This window comes from Methyloversatilis sp. XJ19-49, assembly GCF_024580145.1.
Classification (GTDB): domain Bacteria; phylum Pseudomonadota; class Gammaproteobacteria; order Burkholderiales; family Rhodocyclaceae; genus Methyloversatilis.
This window is the reverse complement of sequence record NZ_JANINI010000020.1, coordinates 21,060-38,047: the sequence shown is the minus strand read 5'-3', so window position 1 is coordinate 38,047 and position 16,988 is coordinate 21,060. Positions and strand designations below refer to the sequence as shown.

Genomic DNA, 16,988 nt, shown 5'->3' with positions numbered 1-16,988 from the left:
GGGCAGCGGTCGCGGCGCAGTGGCGTTCGACGGGGCATCGCTGACGAAGCGCGAGGCGGCGAACAGCGAGCCGGTGCTGCCGCGTTCGCGCGGCGGGGCGCTGGGCAAGGTGAGGCGGGTTCAGCTTGCCACCGCTGCGGCGGTCGACGAGGAAGAGTGGGAAGAGTTCTGACGAATCGGGTGACCGCCGGTCATGAAATTTTCGAACGATGCGCTTGCACGCATCCGTCCAGGCAGAACTGAATCAATGAACATGGGATTTCGCATGAAGCATTTCGTGGTTGTGATCACGGCGGCACTCTGTGTGTCCGTCTTCGTGCCGGCAGTCGCTGCCGACCTGCAGGCCCAGAAGGATCTGTACCGCAGGCCGCAGGCCATTCCGTTCCCGGCCGACAATCCTTACACCATCGAGAAGGCGGCGCTGGGCAAGATGCTGTTCTTCGAAACCCGTCTGTCGCGCGATAACAATCTGAGCTGCGTGAGTTGCCACAATCCGTCCTTCGGCTGGCAGGTTCCCTTCGCCAAGGCGATCGGCGCCGGTGGCAAGCCGCTGGGGCGAAAGTCACCGACCACGATCAATCATGCGTGGGGCAATACCTTCTTCTGGGATGGCCGTGCAGGCAGCCTTGAAGCTCAGGCGCGCGGACCGATCGAGGCACCGGCCGAGATGGATCTTCCGATGGCCGTCGCCGTCAAGCGGCTGGGCGAGATCGAAGGCTACAGGCTGGCCTTCCAGAAAGCCTTTCCGGACAAGGGCCTGACTGAAGACAACGTGCTCAAGGCCATCGCAACCTACGAACGCACCATCGTGACCGGGGATACGCCGTTCGATCGCTGGGTGCGCGGTGACGAAAAGGCCATTTCGGCGTCGGCGATCCGCGGCTTTGCCTTGTTCAATGGCAAGGCGCGCTGCGCAACCTGTCACTCCGGCTGGAATTTCTCGGACGAGAAATTCCACGATATCGGTCTTCGTTCTCCGGACACCGGACGCGGCGGCGTCACCGGCAACCCGGGCGACATGCACGCCACCCGGACACCCGGGCTGCGGGAAATCGTCGCGCGCGCGCCCTACATGCACGACGGCAGCCTCGACACTCTGGAAGGTGTTCTCGCGCACTACATCTCGGGGGGCACAGCCAGACCCACGCGGTCGCCGCTGATGCAATCGCTGCAGCTGGACGGCGCCGAATTCGCCGATTTGCTGACCTTCCTGCGCACCCTGAGCAGCCCGGGAAATGTCGTTGCCATGCCCAATCTTCCTGCCCGCTGAACCTCAAGAAGAAACGAGATACCCCATGAGCTTCTTCAAACAAGGCGCCTACCTGATCGGTGCGCTGCTTGCCCTGCTGGTACTCCAGGGAGGCCAGTCGTTGTGGCAGGCACGCCAGCTTGGCGAATCGGCCACCCAGATTGCAGTGACGGCCTCCCTTGCGACGCGTTCGCGTGTCCTGTGGGATGAGTTCCGGACCGCTGACGATCAGCTGCGGCAGGCGCTGGCGCTGACGGACGTTTCCGCATCGGACGATGCGCGCAGCGCGTTTCAGGCGCGCACCGGTGCCATGCGAAGCCTGCTCGCAGACATGTCGCAACAGGACACAAGCGGCGATGCGGTCAAGTTGAGTGAGGGCTTTGAACGCTGGAGCGCGCTGGCGCAGCCCCACCTCTCTTCATCGGGGCTGACCGCCCTGGCAAGTTACGAGGAACTTGACCGCGCCCGCGAAGCACTTGCTGCAGGCATCAACAGCTATGCCACGTCCAAGATCGCCGCGGCGGAAGGCCTCGCGACAGACAGTCGCGAGACGGTCACCGCTGCGCTGCTCTGGATCGCCATCGAGCTGCTTGTCGGCCTGGGCGCCGGCATCGCCCTGGGACGCTTCGCCATCCGCAAGCTGCGTAATGAACTGGGGGGCGAGCCGCGCGAAGTTGCAGACATGGCGCGTCGCGTTGCCAAGGGTGACCTGAGCAGTTCCCTGTCTGTCATGGCGGGCGCAGAGCACAGCGTCGCTGCGGCAATGAATTCGATGCAGACCCGGCTGCAGGCCTTTGTCGCCGAACAGTCGCTGATGGCTCGCGCACACGAAGGGGGCGCGCTCGAACACGCCATGGATGTCGGCAAGTTCGAAGGTGTGTACCGAGACATGGCCTGCTCGACCAACGAACTCGTGCGCGCGCACATCGATGTGCAGATGCGCATGGTTCAGGTGATGAAGGTGTACGCATCGGGTGATTTTTCGATCGCCATGGACCGCCTGCCCGGCGAGCGAGCCCGCATCACCGAGGCGATGGACGCCGTGCGCACCAACCTGCTCGCCGTCAATCAGGAAATCGATGTGCTGGTGCAGGCCGCGGCACGCGGCGATTTTTCGGCACGCGGCAATGCGGCAAATTACGAGCATCGCTTCCGCGAGATGGTCGAAGGTCTGAATACGCTGATGCAGACGGCACAGGGTGGTCTGTCGGAAGTGGCGCGGGTGCTGAGTGCCTTGTCGCGCGGTGACCTTTCGGAGCGCATCAGCAACGAGTACGAGGGCACCTTCGGTCAGCTGAAGGATGACGCGAACACGACTGTCGACGCCCTGACCCGAATGGTGGAACAGATCAGGGTTTCCGCCAGTGCCATCACGAGCGCATCGAAGGAAATCGCAAGCGGCAATTCCGAACTGTCCGAAAGGACCGACACCCAGGCCGCCAATCTGGAAGCAACCGCCAGTTCGATGGAAGAGCTGACATCGACTGTCAGGCAGAACGCCGAGAGCGCCATGCAGGCCAATCAGCTTGTGGTCGGTGCGTCGAATGTCGCCGTACGTGGCGGTGAGGTGGTGCAGCAGGTGGTGCAGACCATGGGTGAAATCTCGGACAGCAGCGAACGCATTGCCGACATCATTTCGGTGATCGACGGCATCGCCTTCCAGACCAATATTCTGGCGCTCAACGCGGCGGTCGAAGCCGCGCGGGCCGGCGAACAGGGTCGGGGATTCGCAGTGGTGGCGTCCGAAGTCCGGAATCTTGCCCAGCGCAGTGCAGCGGCCGCGAAGGAAATCAAGGCGCTCATTTCGGACTCCGTCGGCAAGGTGCAGTCGGGAAGTCGCCTGGTGGGTGAGGCGGGCCAGACGATGGAGGAAATCGTCGGCTCGGTGAAGCGTGTCACGACCATCATGGCCGAGATCACGGCGGCGTCGGTCGAGCAGAGCAGCGGCATCGAACGGGTCAATCTCGCCATCACGCAGATGGATGGCGTGACCCAGCAGAACGCGCGGCTCGTGAAGGAAGAAGCGGTTGCGGCAAGCAGCCTGGAAGAACAGTCGGCCGCGCTGATGCGGGCTGTCGGTCAGTTCAAGCTCGACGCCGCCGCGGTCAGGGGCAATGGACGAATCGCCATGCCTGACCGCGAGGCCGCAAACAGCACCCAGGTGCGTACTCGCACGAAGGGCGCGGGCTTGCCGGGAACGGCAAAGCGGGCGCAGGCCTCGGCCGCGCTGCGCGCCGACGAGGCGGAGTGGGCGGAATTCTGAGCAAGCGCGTGGCTTGACCGCGCGTCCGCATGACATCAACCGAGAGGTCGGCATCGTGATTCAGGCAGGCAGGAATGCAGCAAGTGCAGTCGAAGTGACCCGGCAACTGGCGGATTCAAGGTCGCTGACCGGCGGAACCCGCGAGTTTTCCTTCACGCGCGACGATTTCGACCGCATCGCAAAACTGATACATCAGCATGCCGGAATTTCGCTGTCGCCGATCAAGTTCGACATGGTCTACAGCCGGCTGGCGCGGCGGCTTCGTGCCACCGGTGATGCAACCTTCGCTGACTATCTGAAGCGGCTCGAGCGCAATGATCACACCGAGTGGGAAACCTTCGTCAATTCGCTGACCACCAACCTCACATCGTTCTTCCGCGAAGCGCATCACTTCGACCTGCTGAAGGAGCATCTGACCCGGCTCGGCAAGCCGACGGCGCGCATCTGGTGCAGCGCCGCCTCGACCGGAGAGGAGCCTTACTCGCTGGCCATCACCTGCTGCGAGCTGTATGGCTCGATGAACCCGCCGGTTGAAATCATCGCGACCGACATCGATACCCAGGTGCTGGCGCAGGGCCAGGCCGGTGTCTATACCGAAGACCGCATCGAAAAGCTGTCGCCCGAACTGGTGCGCAAATATTTCCTGCGAGGCACCGGCGCTCGCGCCGGCGAGGTCCGCGTGCGCCCCGAACTGCAGAAGCTCATCCGCTTCACCCGCGTCAACCTGCTCGAACCGAACTGGCCGATCCGCGGGCCGCTCGAGGCGATCTTCTGTCGCAACGTGATGATCTACTTCGACAAGCCGACGCAGTACGCCATCCTGAAGCGCTTCGTCCCGCTGCTGCGCCCGGAAGGGCTCATGTTCGCCGGGCATTCGGAAAGCTTTTCGCACGCAGTCGATCTGTTCCGCAATCTCGGAAGGACGGTTTATGGTCGTGCTGACGGCGGTCGATAGTCGCGGCCCTTCCCTGATCGAACACCAGTCGTCGCAGCGCTATTTCGACAGCAAGTTTTCGCGCGAGGCGGTGAAGATCCTGCCAGGCGAATTCTTCGTGACGACACGCGACATGCTGCTGGTGACCGTTCTGGGTTCGTGCGTAGCCGCCTGCATCCGCGACCCGGAACGCGGGATTGGTGGCATGAATCATTTCATGCTGCCCGACGGCGGCACCGAAGCGACCAGTCGTTCGGCGCGTTACGGAGGGTATGCGATGGAGCTGCTGGTGAATGAGCTGATCAAGTCGGGCGCCCGGCGTTCGGCGCTCGAAGCCAAGGTATTCGGCGGCGGACGCGTGATGGCGTCGCTGTCGAGCGCAAACGTCGGTGAACGCAATTCGTCTTTCGTGCTCGACTACCTGAAGCAGGAAGGCATTCCGGTCCTCGCGCAGGATCTGCAGGACAAGCATGCCCGCAAGATCTACTTCTTTCCGCGTGTCGGACGGGTGCTGGTGAAGAAGCTCGCACGCGTCAACAACGATACGCTGGCGCGGCGCGAGCGCGAGTATCAGGAGCGGCTTGCACGCACGGATGCGTCAGGCGATATCGAGTTGTTCTCGTGACCGGGTGACGCTGATGAACAAGCCAAGAATCAGGGTACTGGTGGTGGACGATTCCGCAGTCATGCGGGCCATGCTGACCGCCATCATCAACCAGGCGCCCGACATGGAAGTGGTGGGTACGGCACCCGACCCGCTGGTGGCACGTCAGAAGGTGAAGGATCTGTTGCCGGACGTGCTGACGCTGGATGTCGAAATGCCGCAGATGAACGGTCTGGAATTTCTCGACAAGGTGATGCGCCTGCGCCCGATGCCGGTGATCATGATTTCCAGCCAGACTGCGCAGGGTTCCGAAGCGACGCTGCAGGCGCTGGAACTGGGCGCGGTGGACTACATCGCGAAGCCGCGCGCCACCATGGTCGGACTGCCGGCCGACTATGCACAGGAGGTGCAGGACAAGATACGTGCGGCGTTTGGCGCACACGTGAAGGTGAGGCGCGATGCGCCTGCGCGCCCTGCTGCCAGTGCGGTGACGCCGCCGCCCGTGGTGAGCAGCAACTGGGGTGACCGCATCGTGTGTATCGGTGCGTCGACCGGGGGCACCGAAGCGATCAAGGACGTACTGACCCGCCTGCCGGAAAACATGCCCGGCATCGTGATGGTTCAGCACATGCCGGAAATGTTCACCGCGAGCTTCGCCCGACGTCTCGACTCGCTGTCACGTCTGCGCGTGAAGGAGGCCGAACAGGGCGAACGCATCCTGCCGGGCCACGCCTACCTCGCACCCGGACATTCCCACCTCGAAATCCGCAAATCCGGCGGTGGCTACGTGTGCGAACTGCTGCAGACGCCACCCTACAACCGGCATCGCCCGGCGGTCGACGTACTGTTCGATTCCGCAGCGGCACAGGCGCGCGGCAGTGCGGTCGCCGCGCTGCTGACCGGCATGGGCAAGGACGGCGCACAAGGCATGCTGGCGATGCGCAAGGCGGGCGCGTGGACGATAGGTCAGGACCAGGAAAGTTGCGTCGTCTACGGCATGCCGCGCGAGGCGGCCCAGATCGGCGCGTGTTGCGAGGTCAGTCCGCTCACGCATGTTGCCGAACGCATCATGGCTGCGCTGCAGGGCGGTCGCCGCATGGCTGCCCACGGCTGACGGCGGATTGCAGCTCCATTCATTGATTTCAGAAGGGAATACGCATCATGGACATCAAGGTCACCTTCGCCGACAAGGTCGCGCGCATGAGCCTGGGCGGGCGCTTCGACTTTTCGGCGCACAAGGAATTCCGGGACACCACCGAGCAACTTCTGTTGCGCGATGAAGTGAATGAACTCGACGTCGATCTCGCCGACGTCAATTACGTGGACAGTTCCGCGCTCGGCATGCTGTTGATGCTGCGCGACAAGGCGCGCAACGCGCGGCGTGAAATCAGACTGTCGCGCTGCAGCCCGCCGGTGCGCCAGGTGCTCGACATCGCGAACTTCGGCAAGCTGTTCCGCATCGACTGAACGTGACGGTGTGCGCAGCGACGCCAGATTAAAGCTCGTACACGCTTTGTCGTAACCCTCTTCACGACGGACGGGCAAACCATGCCCTGACGGAGAGGGGGGCAATCGACGGGTACACGTCGGTGTCTCCTTCATATCGGGCAAACAATGCCCCCACCGGTGAGGAGACCGTAAATGTCAGTACCCCCCCCCGCGCTCGTTGCTCGGGCGCAACCTGCTCTGGTTGTGTCTTTATCCTGTTGTGTTCCTGACCCACGTGGGCACGGTTGCCTGGGGGGCGGAGTCGCTCGACACCGGCGGTGTGCTGCTCGCCGCCGGGCTTTCGCTGGTCGCGCTGGCGGTGGTTCGGCTGAGCTGTGCGCACCTGTTCGAGCGGCCGCTCGAAGCGCTCGTCGCCAGCATGGAACGAGCCCGCCTGGAGGGCGATCTCACCTTCCAGTTGCCGGTGCAGGGGCCGGGTGCGCTGCCCCGGCTGGCCGAAAGCTATAACCGCCTGGTCGGTGAATTCAGTGCGGCGATGGCCAAGATGCTGTTCACTTCGTCGCGCCTGCAGGAAGCGTGCGCCCGGCTCGGCAAGGGGGCCGAGCGGGTGGCCGGCTCGACCGACGCGCAGTGCACCGCATCGTGCGCCGCCAGTACCGACGTGGGCAACATGAAAAGCAGCATGGAGGCGGCCACTGACGTGGCGGCCCGGACGGTCGAGGACGCGGCGCGCTCGCGCGAACTATCGCAGCAGGGCGCCCAGGTGGTCAGCCGTGTCGCCGCCGAGATGTCGCGCGTGTCGGGCAGCGTCGAACAGTGCGCACGGCAGATCGACCACCTGGGCAGCCGGTCGGAAGAGATCGGCGGCGTGGTGCAGGTGATCCGCGAAATCGCCGACCAGACCAATCTGCTCGCCCTCAATGCGGCCATCGAGGCAGCCCGGGCCGGCGAGCAGGGCCGTGGCTTTGCCGTGGTGGCCGACGAGGTGCGCAAGCTGGCTGAACGCACTGCCTCGTCGACCGGGCAGATCCACACCATGATTTCGGCGGTGCAACGCGAAACCAGCGAGGCCGCCGCGGTGGTGCGCGCCAGCGCGGTCGAGGCGCGAAGCGGTGCCGCACTGACCGGCGAGGCGGTGGCCACGCTCGAGCGCATCCGCGAGTGCGCCGATGCGACGCTGGAACGGGTCGGCGGCACGGTTGCGGCGATGCGCCAGAACCATGCGCTGGGCGAACAGGTTGACCAGCACGTACAGCGCATCTTCGCCATGGCTGAATCGAACCGCGAGGTGTCGCGCGTGGCGGCGACCGACGCCGGGCGCCTGGACGTGCTGTCGAGCAACCTGGCCGAACTCGCCCAGGTGTTCCGCCTCGGCCCCGCAGGCGAACAGGCGGTGGCGACGCACGCGCGGATGCCGGAGCTGGTCGCCGGGGCGGCCGCGCAGGTCGGGGCTTGTCTGGAAGCGGCGGTCAAGCGTGGCGAGATCAAGATCGAAGATCTGTTCGACGAGAACTACCAGCCGATCGCCGGCACCCGGCCAGTCAAGTACACCACACGCTTCGACAGCCTGACCGACCGGCTGCTTCCGGCCATCCAGGAGCCACTGCTCGATGGTCACCCTGGTCTGATCTACGCGGGCGCGGTTGATCGGAAGGGCTATTTCCCGACCCACAACAAGAAGTTCTCGCAGCCGCTGACCGGCGACGAGAAGGTCGACATCGTGCGCAACCGTACCAAGCGCATTTTTGAAGACCCGGTCGGCAAGCGCTGTGGCGCACATGCCCAGCCTTTCCTGATCCAGACCTATCGGCGCGACACCGGGGAAGTGGTGCACGACATTTCGGCACCGATCCACGTCTGTGGCCGCCAGTGGGGCGGCTTCCGGATCGGCTACGTCGCCTGATTCCGTACTGCGGCTGATCTGGATCAAGCGACGACGGCGCGGCACTCAATGTGTCGGTGTCTCCGCCGTTATGAACTGTGACCACCGGCCTGCGGCGTCGCGCTGATCGGCGTCGCAGGCCGGATCCATTTGATCCGCACCGAGCTGTCCGCCCAGGAGATCCACACGATGAACGCCCTGCTGTCGCCCGCCCGGGCATTGATGTCACGTCTCCGCTTCGCGCCAAAGATGATGCTGGTCATGGGCATCCTGCTGTCGCTGCTGTTCGGCGTTGGCGCGCTGCAGACGCTGGACCGCATGGGTGCGGTGCGCGCGATGGACAACGAACGCATCGGTGCCGACTATGTCCGCACCCTGCTGGGCGTGCTCGCCACGGTGCAGCAGCATCGTGGCATGTCCTCTTCGATGCTCAACGGCGACGCCAGCCTGGCGCCCAAGGTCGAAGCCAAGGCAGCCGAAGTGGCGGCCGGCATCGCAAAGCTTGCGGCGCAGAATGACGCCAACCTTGCGCTGCTCGATCAGGGTGCGCAGATCGATCGCCTGAATGACGAATGGGGGGCTGTCCGTCAGTTGATGAGTGGTGCAACCGGCAGCGAGAACTTCCACCGGCACTCGGAACTGATCGTCGGTCTGCTGAACGATTTCCGGATGGTGGCCGATGCATCCGGTCTGACCTTCGATCCTTTTCCGGACAGCTACACACTGATGGACGCGACCATCGGCATCGTGCCGCAGACGGTCGAATATCTGGCCCGGCTGCGCGGGCTGGCGGCGTCGATCAGTGCAACCCGCTCGATGTCGCCCGAGAAGGCGGTCGAACTGGGGTCCCTGCTGCAACTGTCGAAGGCGCAGGTCGATGCATCGGAACGCATGCTCGAACGCGTACTGAAGAATGCGCCCGCCCATGCAGGCGCAATCACCGCGGATGTGGCGGAACTGCGCGACGCCTTTGGCGCCACCGCGCTGATGATCGAGAATTCCGTGGTCAGCCAGACCTTCGATTTGCCGCCCGCCGAAGTGTTTGCCCGCGCAAGCGCGCCGGTCGATGCAGCGCTGGGCACTGCCCGTACGCTGTTGTCCAGCCTTGATGCCAGCCTTGCCGTGCATCGAGGCGAGATGGTCCGCCTGGAGGTGCTGATCGTTTCAGCGCTGGCAGCGGGCATGCTGCTGTCACTTTACCTTGCGCTCGGGCTCTACTTCTCGCTGCAGAACGACATCCGCCGCACCATCGAAGGGGGACAGCGGCTCGCCGATGGCGATCTGACCGCGCGCATCGACGTTTCGAGTCGTGACGAGTTCGGGGATATCGCAGCCAGCTTCAACCGCATGGCCGATGGCTTGTCGTCGCTGATCGCACGGGTGAAGGCTTCGGCCTCGGCCGTGTCTGAAGTGACCCATGTCGTCGCCAGCGCGACACAGCAGATCAGTCATGCATCGACCCATCAGAGCCAGTCCGCGTCGGCCATGGCGGCCACCATCGAAGAACTGTCGGTGTCGATCAACAGCGTGTCGGACAGTGCGTCCGACATGCGTCACCACGCCGACGCCAGCCGCGATGAAGCCGATCAGGGGCGGCGCGCGATCGACGCGGTGAGTGGTGAGCTGGACGATGTCGGTCAGGTGGTCGGAGAAATTTCCGATGCGGCCAGCGCCTTCGTGGAGAGCACGCGCGCCATCGGCGGCATGACCCGACAGGTCAAGGACATCGCCGAACAGACCAATCTGCTGGCGCTCAATGCAGCCATTGAGGCAGCCCGTGCCGGTGAGCAGGGACGTGGCTTCGCGGTGGTCGCCGACGAAGTGCGCAAGCTGGCCGAGAAGTCGGCCGCATCGGCCCTCGAGATCGAAGCTGTCACGCGCACGCTGGACGCACACGCTGCCGGCGTCGATGCCGTCGTGCGGCGTGGGTCAGACGCGATCAACGCGTCGCGCCAGCAGCTGGCCCGGGTGGTCGACGCACTCGGCCGCGCGGCCGAGGCGGCGGCCTCGACATCGAACGGCATCAGCGGCATTGCCGAATCGGTCAGCGAACAGACCACCGCCAGTCACGAGGTCGCGCGAAAGATCGAGCAGATCGCGCAGATGACCGAGGAAAACACCAGTGCCATCGGTTCCATGGCTGAACAGGCGCAGCACCTGAGTTCGATGGCGCGCGAGCTGGAAGCCGCTGGCGCGCGATTCCGTGTCTGATCTGCCCGAAATCCCGGTGAGGCTGGACAGGCAGCGCATTTGCTGCGCTTCTGAAGGTCTGCAGCCATTCAAGACTTGCCATGCATTGCCGTAAAACCACCTGCACCCGGTTGTTTTCGTGCCACTGAACAGACAGACGAGGCCGACATGTCAGAGTTACTCAAGAATATCGATGCCCGCACCAAGCTTGCGGGTACCAACAAGCTCGAAATACTGATGTTTTCGCTCGGTGTGGATATACGCACCGGGCGACGCGAGACATTCGGCATCAATGTGTTCAAGGTGCGCGAGGTGATGCGAACACCCAACATCACGGCAGCGCCGGAAATGCCCAATGCGGTCGAAGGCATGGTGAGCCTGCGCGGTGCGCTGGTGCCGGTGGTCGATCTGGCCAAGTTTGCCCAGTTCCCGAGCGACACGCCGCGCGACGTGATGATCGTGACCGAATACAACGGCCACACCCAGGGGTTCCTGGTCGAGTCGGTCGATACCATCCTGCGACTGGACTGGTCGCAGATGCGCGTGCCGCCGGCCATGCTCACCGCCAATCTCGGCGGTCTCGTGACTGCTGTGACCGAGCTCGCGGACAACCGCCTGGTCATGATGCTGGACGTCGAGAAGATCCTGTCGGAAACGGCGGATATCGATAACGATCTGGCTTTCAAGGACATCAAGCCGCTCGACATCGACGACGCAACGGTTTTCTTCTGCGATGACTCCCCGGTCGCCCGCACCCAGATCACGCGCACGCTTGACCTGATGGGTGTGCGTTACGTCAGCGCCATCAACGGCGGCCAGATGTGGGCCGAACTGCTGAAGGTTGCCAGCTACGCCGATTCCAGCGGCCGCAAGGTGAATGAACTGATCAGCATGATCCTGACCGACGTCGAGATGCCGGAGATGGACGGCTACATCCTGACCAAGAACATCAAGGCCGACCCGCGATTTGCCGGCATTCCGGTGGTCATGCACTCGTCGCTGTCGTCGGGCTCCAACCAGCAACTGGGCCGATCGGTGGGTGTCGATGAGTATGTGTCCAAGTTCGAGGCGCAGCGCCTCGCCGAAACAATCACCCGCCTGATCCGCCGCAGCAAGGGCATGGATCGCGTGGCTGCCTGAACAAGACCGGAGACAACACGATGGACAGACCCGATCACAACCTGCTCGAGCAGGTGGACGCCCGCACCAAGCTGGCGGGCTCGAACAAGATGGAAATCCTGCTGTTCTCGCTCGGCACGCACGAGCTGTTCGGCATCAATGTGTTCAAGGTGCGCGAGGTCAGCAGCACGCCCATCGTCACGCCGACCCCGAATATGCCGGATGGCGTCGAAGGCCTGATTTCGCTGCGTGGAAACGTCATTCCGGTGTTGTCGCTGGCACGCATCATGAACCTGACCGACGCGCCCGAAGGCATGGGTGGCGCGATGATGGTGACCGAGTACAGCAAACGTACGCTGGGCTTTCTGGTGCATGAAGTGGATCGCATCATCCGCGTCGACTGGGACCGCGTGCGCGCGCCCGAGTCGGTCGTCACCAGTGAGCAGCTCTACATCACCGCGATCACCGAACTAGACGATGGCCGGCTGGTGTCCATCCTCGACGTGGAAAGCATCCTGGCCGGTACCTTCGGCGACGCCGTCGTAGGCGAGATTCCGCCGCTGGGCGGCAATTACGATCCGAACGTGTTCTTCGTCGATGACTCTGCGGTGGCCCGCAAGAAGATCGCCGAAGTGCTGGACAAGCTGAACATCCGCCACAAGCACGCCACCAACGGCGCCGAAGCGTGGGCACGCCTGCAGGGCATGGCTGCGCACACGACGCAGACCGGCCAGCCGCTGACGGACGAGATCGACCTGATACTGGTCGATGCGGAAATGCCCGAGATGGATGGTTATGTCCTCACGCGACACATCAAGAATGATCCCCGATTCGTCGATATACCGGTGGTGATGCACTCGTCGCTGTCGTCGGAAGCAAACCGTGCAATGGGCAAGAGCGTCGGTGTCGATGCCTACGTGGCGAAGTTCGATGCCGAAGTGCTGGCCGATACGCTGCGTCCGTTGCTGCAAGCCCATAAAGCCTGAGAGAGGTAGGCCATGTCAGATCCCAAGATGAAGTTTCTCGTTGTCGACGACTTTTCGACCATGCGCCGCATCGTGCGCAATCTGTTGAAGGAACTCGGTTTCACCAATGTCGACGAGGCCGAGGACGGTGTCATCGCGCTGCAGAAGCTGAAGTCGTCCGATTTCGATTTTCTGGTCACCGACTGGAACATGCCGAACATGACCGGCATCGAGCTGCTGCGCGCCGTCCGTGCCGACGCTGCCCTGAAGGGCCTGCCGGTGCTGATGATCACGGCCGAAGCCAAGAAGGAAAACATCATCGAAGCCGCCCAGGCCGGCGCTTCGGGCTACATCGTGAAGCCTTTCACCGCCGGCACCCTGGGTGAAAAACTGACCAAGATCTTCGAAAAGATGAACCAGAAGGCCGCCTGAGCCGGCATCGGGAGATGACATTGTGAAGAAGATGAAGCTTGACGAAACCGGCGATTCCGACGACCTGCAGGCGCTGTTCGACAGCATCGCGTCCGAGACGCCGCAGAAGGTACGGCTCGAAGTCGTGCCGGAAGCGGCAAACAGCAGCGGCGACAGCGCCGATCTGGAAGCCCTGTTCGATTCGGTGTCGGATGACTACTCGGCACCGGCTGCCGTGGCCGCCGCGCCGGGCAATGATGACGAGCACAGTTGCGACAACGTATTCAACAAGGTGGGTCACCTCGCACGTCAGCTGCACGACACGCTGCGCGAGCTGGGCTACGACCATGCGCTGGAAGATGTGGCGCAGCAGATGCCGGATGCGCGCAGCCGCCTGACCTACATTGCACAGATGACGGAGAGCGCGGCCAGCCGTGTGCTCAACGCGACCGATATCGCCATACCGCTGCAGGATGACGTCGAAAAGCGCTCCAGCACCCTGCATGACCGCTGGGAAAAGCTGTACCGGAACGAACTGTCGGTTGACGAATTCAAGGCGCTGGCCGCGGAAACCCGCGGCTTTCTCGGCGACGTGCCGGCCTTTGCCCGCGATACCCGGGCGCAGTTGAACGAAATCATGATGGCCCAGGATTTTCAGGATCTGACCGGACAGGTGATCAAGAAAATCGTGGAGATGTCGCAAAAGCTCGAGAACGGGTTGCTGCAGGTGCTGATTGAAGCCATGCCGGCCGACAAGCGGGCCAGTACGCCGGAAAGCCTGCTGAACGGTCCGGTCGTGTCGGCCGAAGGACGCGAGGATGTGGTGACCAGCCAGGAGCAGGTGGATGACCTGCTCGAAAGTCTCGGCTTCTGATCGCAGGCAGCAGCAGGACAGTCGTGACACAGCGTTCGGTCAGCGCAGACGAACGGGTCGGTCGAACGGGTGCCAGCCATCCGTGAAGCCGGAACAACAGGAGCAGTAGGGCGAGCGGTGCGTCGAATGCGCTGCCCGCCACAGGAGCGAACGATGAGTGACTTTCAGGGCATGGAAGATCTGCTGCAGGACTTTCTGGTCGAAGCGACCGACCTGCTGTCCGGCGTGGACAACAAGCTGGTCGATCTCGAAAAGACGCCTGGCGACCGCAGTCTGCTGAACGAGATTTTTCGCGGCTTCCACACCATCAAGGGTGGCGCCGGCTTCCTGAATGCGTCCGAACTGGTCTCGCTCTGTCACCTGACCGAAAACCTGTTCGACAAGCTGCGCAATGGCGAAATGGCCATCACGCCGCAGCTGATGGACGTCATCCTCGATGCGACCGGCATCGTGCGTGACATGTTCGGTGCCCTGGAGCGCGGCATGCTGCCGGCTGCCGCCGACGCCGGCGTGATGACCCGCCTGCGCGCCGCACTGGCCGGCGAGCTCGACAAGGTCGCCGCAGCGGACGCCAGTGCCGAAGCGCCGGCTGCGCAGACCGTCGCACGTGGCGTCGAACCTGACTGGAACACCCTGCACCAGGCGGTGACCGGTGTCGTGCCGGTTGCCCCACAAGCAGTGCCCGAACCTGCAGCCGCGCGATCGGCCAATGATGGCGAGGTCGCTGCAGTGGTTAATGCGGCGTTCGGCCGTCGGTCCGCTGATCGTCCGGGCGCACCGGCACCGACCGGTCGCCGCGATGCCGAAAAGGGCCGTGAAAACTCGATCCGGGTCGATACCTCGCGCCTCGACCAGGTGCTCAACCTGTCGGGCGAGATCGGCCTGACCAAGAATCGCCTGACGTCGCTGCGCGCGGACATCCTGGCCGGCAAGAGCGACAACGAAACACTCCATGCGCTCGATGCGGCCGTGAGCCAGCTCGACCTGCTGGTGTCCGATCTGCAGAACGCGGTGATGAAGACGCGCATGCAGCCGATCGGCCGCCTGTTCCAGAAATACCCGCGCATCGCCCGCGATCTCGCACGTAACCTCGGCAAGGATGTCGAGCTTGCGCTGGTCGGCGAGGAAACCGAAATCGACAAGACGATGATCGAGGATCTGTCCGACCCGATCATCCACCTGATCCGCAATGCCGTGGATCACGGCGTGGAAACGCCGGAAGACCGGATCGCCCAGGGCAAGCCGGGCAAGTCGGTGGTGCGTCTCGAGGCGCGTCAGGAAGGCGACCACATCGTGATCATGGTGGCTGACGACGGACGCGGCATGAACGCCGAGCGGCTGCGTGCCAAGGCGCTCGAAAAGGGCCTGATCACCGATGAGGAAGCCAATACGCTGGACGAGCGTGCAAGCCTGAACCTGGTGTTCCTGCCGGGCTTCTCGACCGCGGCGACGGTGTCGGATGTATCGGGTCGCGGTGTCGGCATGGACGTCGTGAAGACGAATATCCAGAAGCTCAACGGTTCGATCGAAATCCGGTCCATCCAGGGCAAGGGCACGACCTTCGTGATTTCGCTGCCGCTGACGCTGGCCATCCTGCCGGTGTTGCTGGTGCGTCTGGCCGAACAGCACTTCGCAGTGCCGCTGTCGATGGTGCGCGAAATCCTGCCGATCCAGCCGCAGGACATTCAGGAAGTCGGTGGCCGCGCGACCATGGTGGTGCGGGGCGAGGTCATGCCGGTGCTGCCGCTGGCGCGCCTGCTTGGCTGGCCGCAGAAGAACCTGCCGCAGTACGGCGTACTGATGCAGACCGCCGAATCGTCCTTCATTCTCGCGATCGACAACTTCGCCGGGCGCGAGGACGCGGTGATCAAGAGTCTGGACGACTTCCGTCCGAAGGGTGTGGCTGGTGTGACGACGCTGTCCAACGGCCAGATCGTGCTGATCCTCGACATGAAGGAACTGCTCAGCTCGCTTGGCGACTCGCGCGGCGTGTCGCGGTCCAGTCTGATCAGCCCGGTTTCACTCGCGGCCTGATAGAAATAAATCGGGCGATATCGCCGGGAAGCCCGCCCCATCGCAGGATGGGGTGGGCTTTTTCTTTTTGCTTCAATGGATTGCAGCGGATTTGCCGGCAGGAATCTCTGACCCTAAAGAGTGGGTCTTTGCGGTCGATAAACAGATACCAACGGTAATCCGTCCATCGAACGACGAAGGAGCCTCATCATGGCCGAAGCAACTCTCATCCAGCCGATTTCGTCCCCGTTTCCAGCGGCAGCCTTGCTGCCGGCAGCAAGCGTGCAGGCGCATCATGCAGAAATCATGCGACTGATGGCGTCGATCGAAATGCTCGGCAACGAAGCCATGGTGACGGCCCTGAGTCTGGCCGATGAAGCCGCCGAAGCTGATGCGCGCGGCCTGTTCATGCGCGCACAGGAGGTGCGCGCATGGGTGCAGACGACGCTCGACATGGTTCACACCGATGCGCTTTGCCCCGATCTGTCGGGCCAGCTCGCCTATCAGGGTGTCGAACAGGCTGCCCGCCTGGTCGCCGCCCGTGAAACCCTCCCGCGATAAGCCCGCGACCCTTGTGTTCCAATCGCCATCAGTGATCGAGTCGGCAATCGACTGGGTAATCGGATTCGGCGGAGGACATTGAGTGTCGGAAGAAGCAGAGGACTTCGATTTTGACGTCTGGAAGGATCTTGCGCAGTCCGATCCACAGACCTACTTCGCGGAGAGACGGCGTGTGATCGAAAAATTCATCAGTACCTGCCCGCCTGAAAAACAGGCGGTGCTGCGCGACCTGCAGAATCAGATAGACGCCAGCCGTGCCATGGCCGGGTCGCCCAACCAGTCGGTGCGCGAACTGTCGCGCATGATGGAAGACTACCTCCTTGCGCTGTCAGAACGTCTGATGGCGCTGCACCGCGAAACGTCCGCGTTGCAGACCTCACTGCGTCAGGGCCTGCGCGGCTCCTGAACGTCACCCGAACGCAGACCGGGTTGCCACGGCAGATCGGGACGACAGTCAGCGCGCAGGCTCAGGCC

The 16,988-nt window shown here is 63.4% G+C and carries 15 protein-coding genes; all 15 read left to right on the top strand.

What is annotated here, in order from left to right:
* Positions 1-265 precede the first annotated feature (265 nt).
* The 15 genes from NMQ16_RS18250 (at position 266) to NMQ16_RS18175 (ending at position 16,920) form a co-directional block, all read left to right on the top strand.
* Positions 266-1,270, top strand: coding sequence for a cytochrome-c peroxidase (locus NMQ16_RS18250; RefSeq protein WP_257082401.1), 1,005 nt, complete (start codon positions 266-268; stop codon positions 1,268-1,270).
* 25 nt (positions 1,271-1,295) lie between these two features.
* A complete protein-coding gene (locus tag NMQ16_RS19290) occupies positions 1,296-3,512 on the top strand; it encodes a methyl-accepting chemotaxis protein (RefSeq protein WP_306441918.1) in 2,217 nt (738 codons plus the stop codon).
* A gap of 106 nt (positions 3,513-3,618) precedes the next feature.
* A complete protein-coding gene (locus NMQ16_RS18235) occupies positions 3,619-4,467 on the top strand; it encodes a CheR family methyltransferase (protein WP_257082405.1) in 849 nt (282 codons plus the stop codon).
* A complete protein-coding gene (cheD, locus tag NMQ16_RS18230) occupies positions 4,442-5,071 on the top strand; it encodes a chemoreceptor glutamine deamidase CheD (RefSeq protein ID WP_257082400.1) in 630 nt (209 codons plus the stop codon). The genes NMQ16_RS18235 and cheD overlap by 26 nt, the downstream gene beginning before the upstream one ends.
* 13 nt (positions 5,072-5,084) lie before the next feature.
* The gene (locus tag NMQ16_RS18225) at positions 5,085-6,164 is read left to right on the top strand and encodes a chemotaxis response regulator protein-glutamate methylesterase (RefSeq protein ID WP_257082399.1); all 1,080 of its coding nucleotides are present in this window, start codon (positions 5,085-5,087) and stop codon (positions 6,162-6,164) included.
* Positions 6,165-6,211: 47 nt separating this feature from the next.
* Positions 6,212-6,517: an STAS domain-containing protein gene (locus NMQ16_RS18220; RefSeq protein ID WP_257082398.1), complete on the top strand. Its 306-nt coding sequence runs from the start codon at positions 6,212-6,214 to the stop codon at positions 6,515-6,517.
* A gap of 223 nt (positions 6,518-6,740) precedes the next feature.
* Positions 6,741-8,402, top strand: a complete 1,662-nt coding sequence (locus NMQ16_RS18215) for a methyl-accepting chemotaxis protein (protein WP_257082397.1) — start codon at positions 6,741-6,743, stop codon at positions 8,400-8,402.
* A 168-nt stretch (positions 8,403-8,570) separates the two neighbouring features.
* Entirely contained in the window at positions 8,571-10,592 is a 2,022-nt protein-coding gene (locus NMQ16_RS18210) for a methyl-accepting chemotaxis protein (RefSeq protein ID WP_257082396.1), read from the top strand.
* 147 nt (positions 10,593-10,739) lie between these two features.
* Positions 10,740-11,711 (top strand): chemotaxis protein, encoded by a 972-nt coding sequence (locus tag NMQ16_RS18205; RefSeq protein WP_257082395.1) that lies wholly within the window; start codon positions 10,740-10,742, stop codon positions 11,709-11,711.
* A gap of 20 nt (positions 11,712-11,731) precedes the next feature.
* A complete protein-coding gene (locus tag NMQ16_RS18200; protein ID WP_257082394.1) occupies positions 11,732-12,676 on the top strand; it encodes a chemotaxis protein in 945 nt (314 codons plus the stop codon).
* A gap of 12 nt (positions 12,677-12,688) precedes the next feature.
* Positions 12,689-13,087, top strand: coding sequence for a chemotaxis response regulator CheY (gene cheY, locus NMQ16_RS18195; protein ID WP_257082393.1), 399 nt, complete (start codon positions 12,689-12,691; stop codon positions 13,085-13,087).
* Between the two features lie 22 nt (positions 13,088-13,109).
* On the top strand, positions 13,110-13,940 hold the full coding sequence (cheZ, locus tag NMQ16_RS18190) for a protein phosphatase CheZ (protein ID WP_373566813.1): 831 nt from the start codon (positions 13,110-13,112) through the stop codon (positions 13,938-13,940).
* Between the two features lie 171 nt (positions 13,941-14,111).
* Positions 14,112-15,974: a chemotaxis protein CheA gene (locus NMQ16_RS18185; RefSeq protein ID WP_257082403.1), complete on the top strand. Its 1,863-nt coding sequence runs from the start codon at positions 14,112-14,114 to the stop codon at positions 15,972-15,974.
* A gap of 189 nt (positions 15,975-16,163) precedes the next feature.
* Entirely contained in the window at positions 16,164-16,514 is a 351-nt protein-coding gene (locus NMQ16_RS18180) for a hypothetical protein (RefSeq protein WP_069039577.1), read from the top strand.
* Positions 16,515-16,596: 82 nt separating this feature from the next.
* Entirely contained in the window at positions 16,597-16,920 is a 324-nt protein-coding gene (locus tag NMQ16_RS18175) for a DUF3135 domain-containing protein (protein WP_257082392.1), read from the top strand.
* Positions 16,921-16,988 lie beyond the last annotated feature (68 nt).

Bases quoted from the DNA above. Each gene is read 5' to 3' on its own strand.
- NMQ16_RS18250 (WP_257082401.1), top strand. From the start codon at position 266: ATGAAGCATTTCGTGGTTGTGATCACGGCGGCACTCTGTGTGTCCGTC.
- NMQ16_RS19290 (WP_306441918.1), top strand. From the start codon at position 1,296: ATGAGCTTCTTCAAACAAGGCGCCTACCTGATCGGTGCGCTGCTTGCC.
- cheD (WP_257082400.1), top strand. From the start codon at position 4,442: ATGGTCGTGCTGACGGCGGTCGATAGTCGCGGCCCTTCCCTGATCGAA.
- NMQ16_RS18225 (WP_257082399.1), top strand. From the start codon at position 5,085: ATGAACAAGCCAAGAATCAGGGTACTGGTGGTGGACGATTCCGCAGTC.
- NMQ16_RS18220 (WP_257082398.1), top strand. From the start codon at position 6,212: ATGGACATCAAGGTCACCTTCGCCGACAAGGTCGCGCGCATGAGCCTG.
- NMQ16_RS18210 (WP_257082396.1), top strand. From the start codon at position 8,571: ATGAACGCCCTGCTGTCGCCCGCCCGGGCATTGATGTCACGTCTCCGC.
- NMQ16_RS18205 (WP_257082395.1), top strand. From the start codon at position 10,740: ATGTCAGAGTTACTCAAGAATATCGATGCCCGCACCAAGCTTGCGGGT.
- NMQ16_RS18200 (WP_257082394.1), top strand. From the start codon at position 11,732: ATGGACAGACCCGATCACAACCTGCTCGAGCAGGTGGACGCCCGCACC.
- cheY (WP_257082393.1), top strand. From the start codon at position 12,689: ATGTCAGATCCCAAGATGAAGTTTCTCGTTGTCGACGACTTTTCGACC.
- NMQ16_RS18185 (WP_257082403.1), top strand. From the start codon at position 14,112: ATGGAAGATCTGCTGCAGGACTTTCTGGTCGAAGCGACCGACCTGCTG.
- NMQ16_RS18180 (WP_069039577.1), top strand. From the start codon at position 16,164: ATGGCCGAAGCAACTCTCATCCAGCCGATTTCGTCCCCGTTTCCAGCG.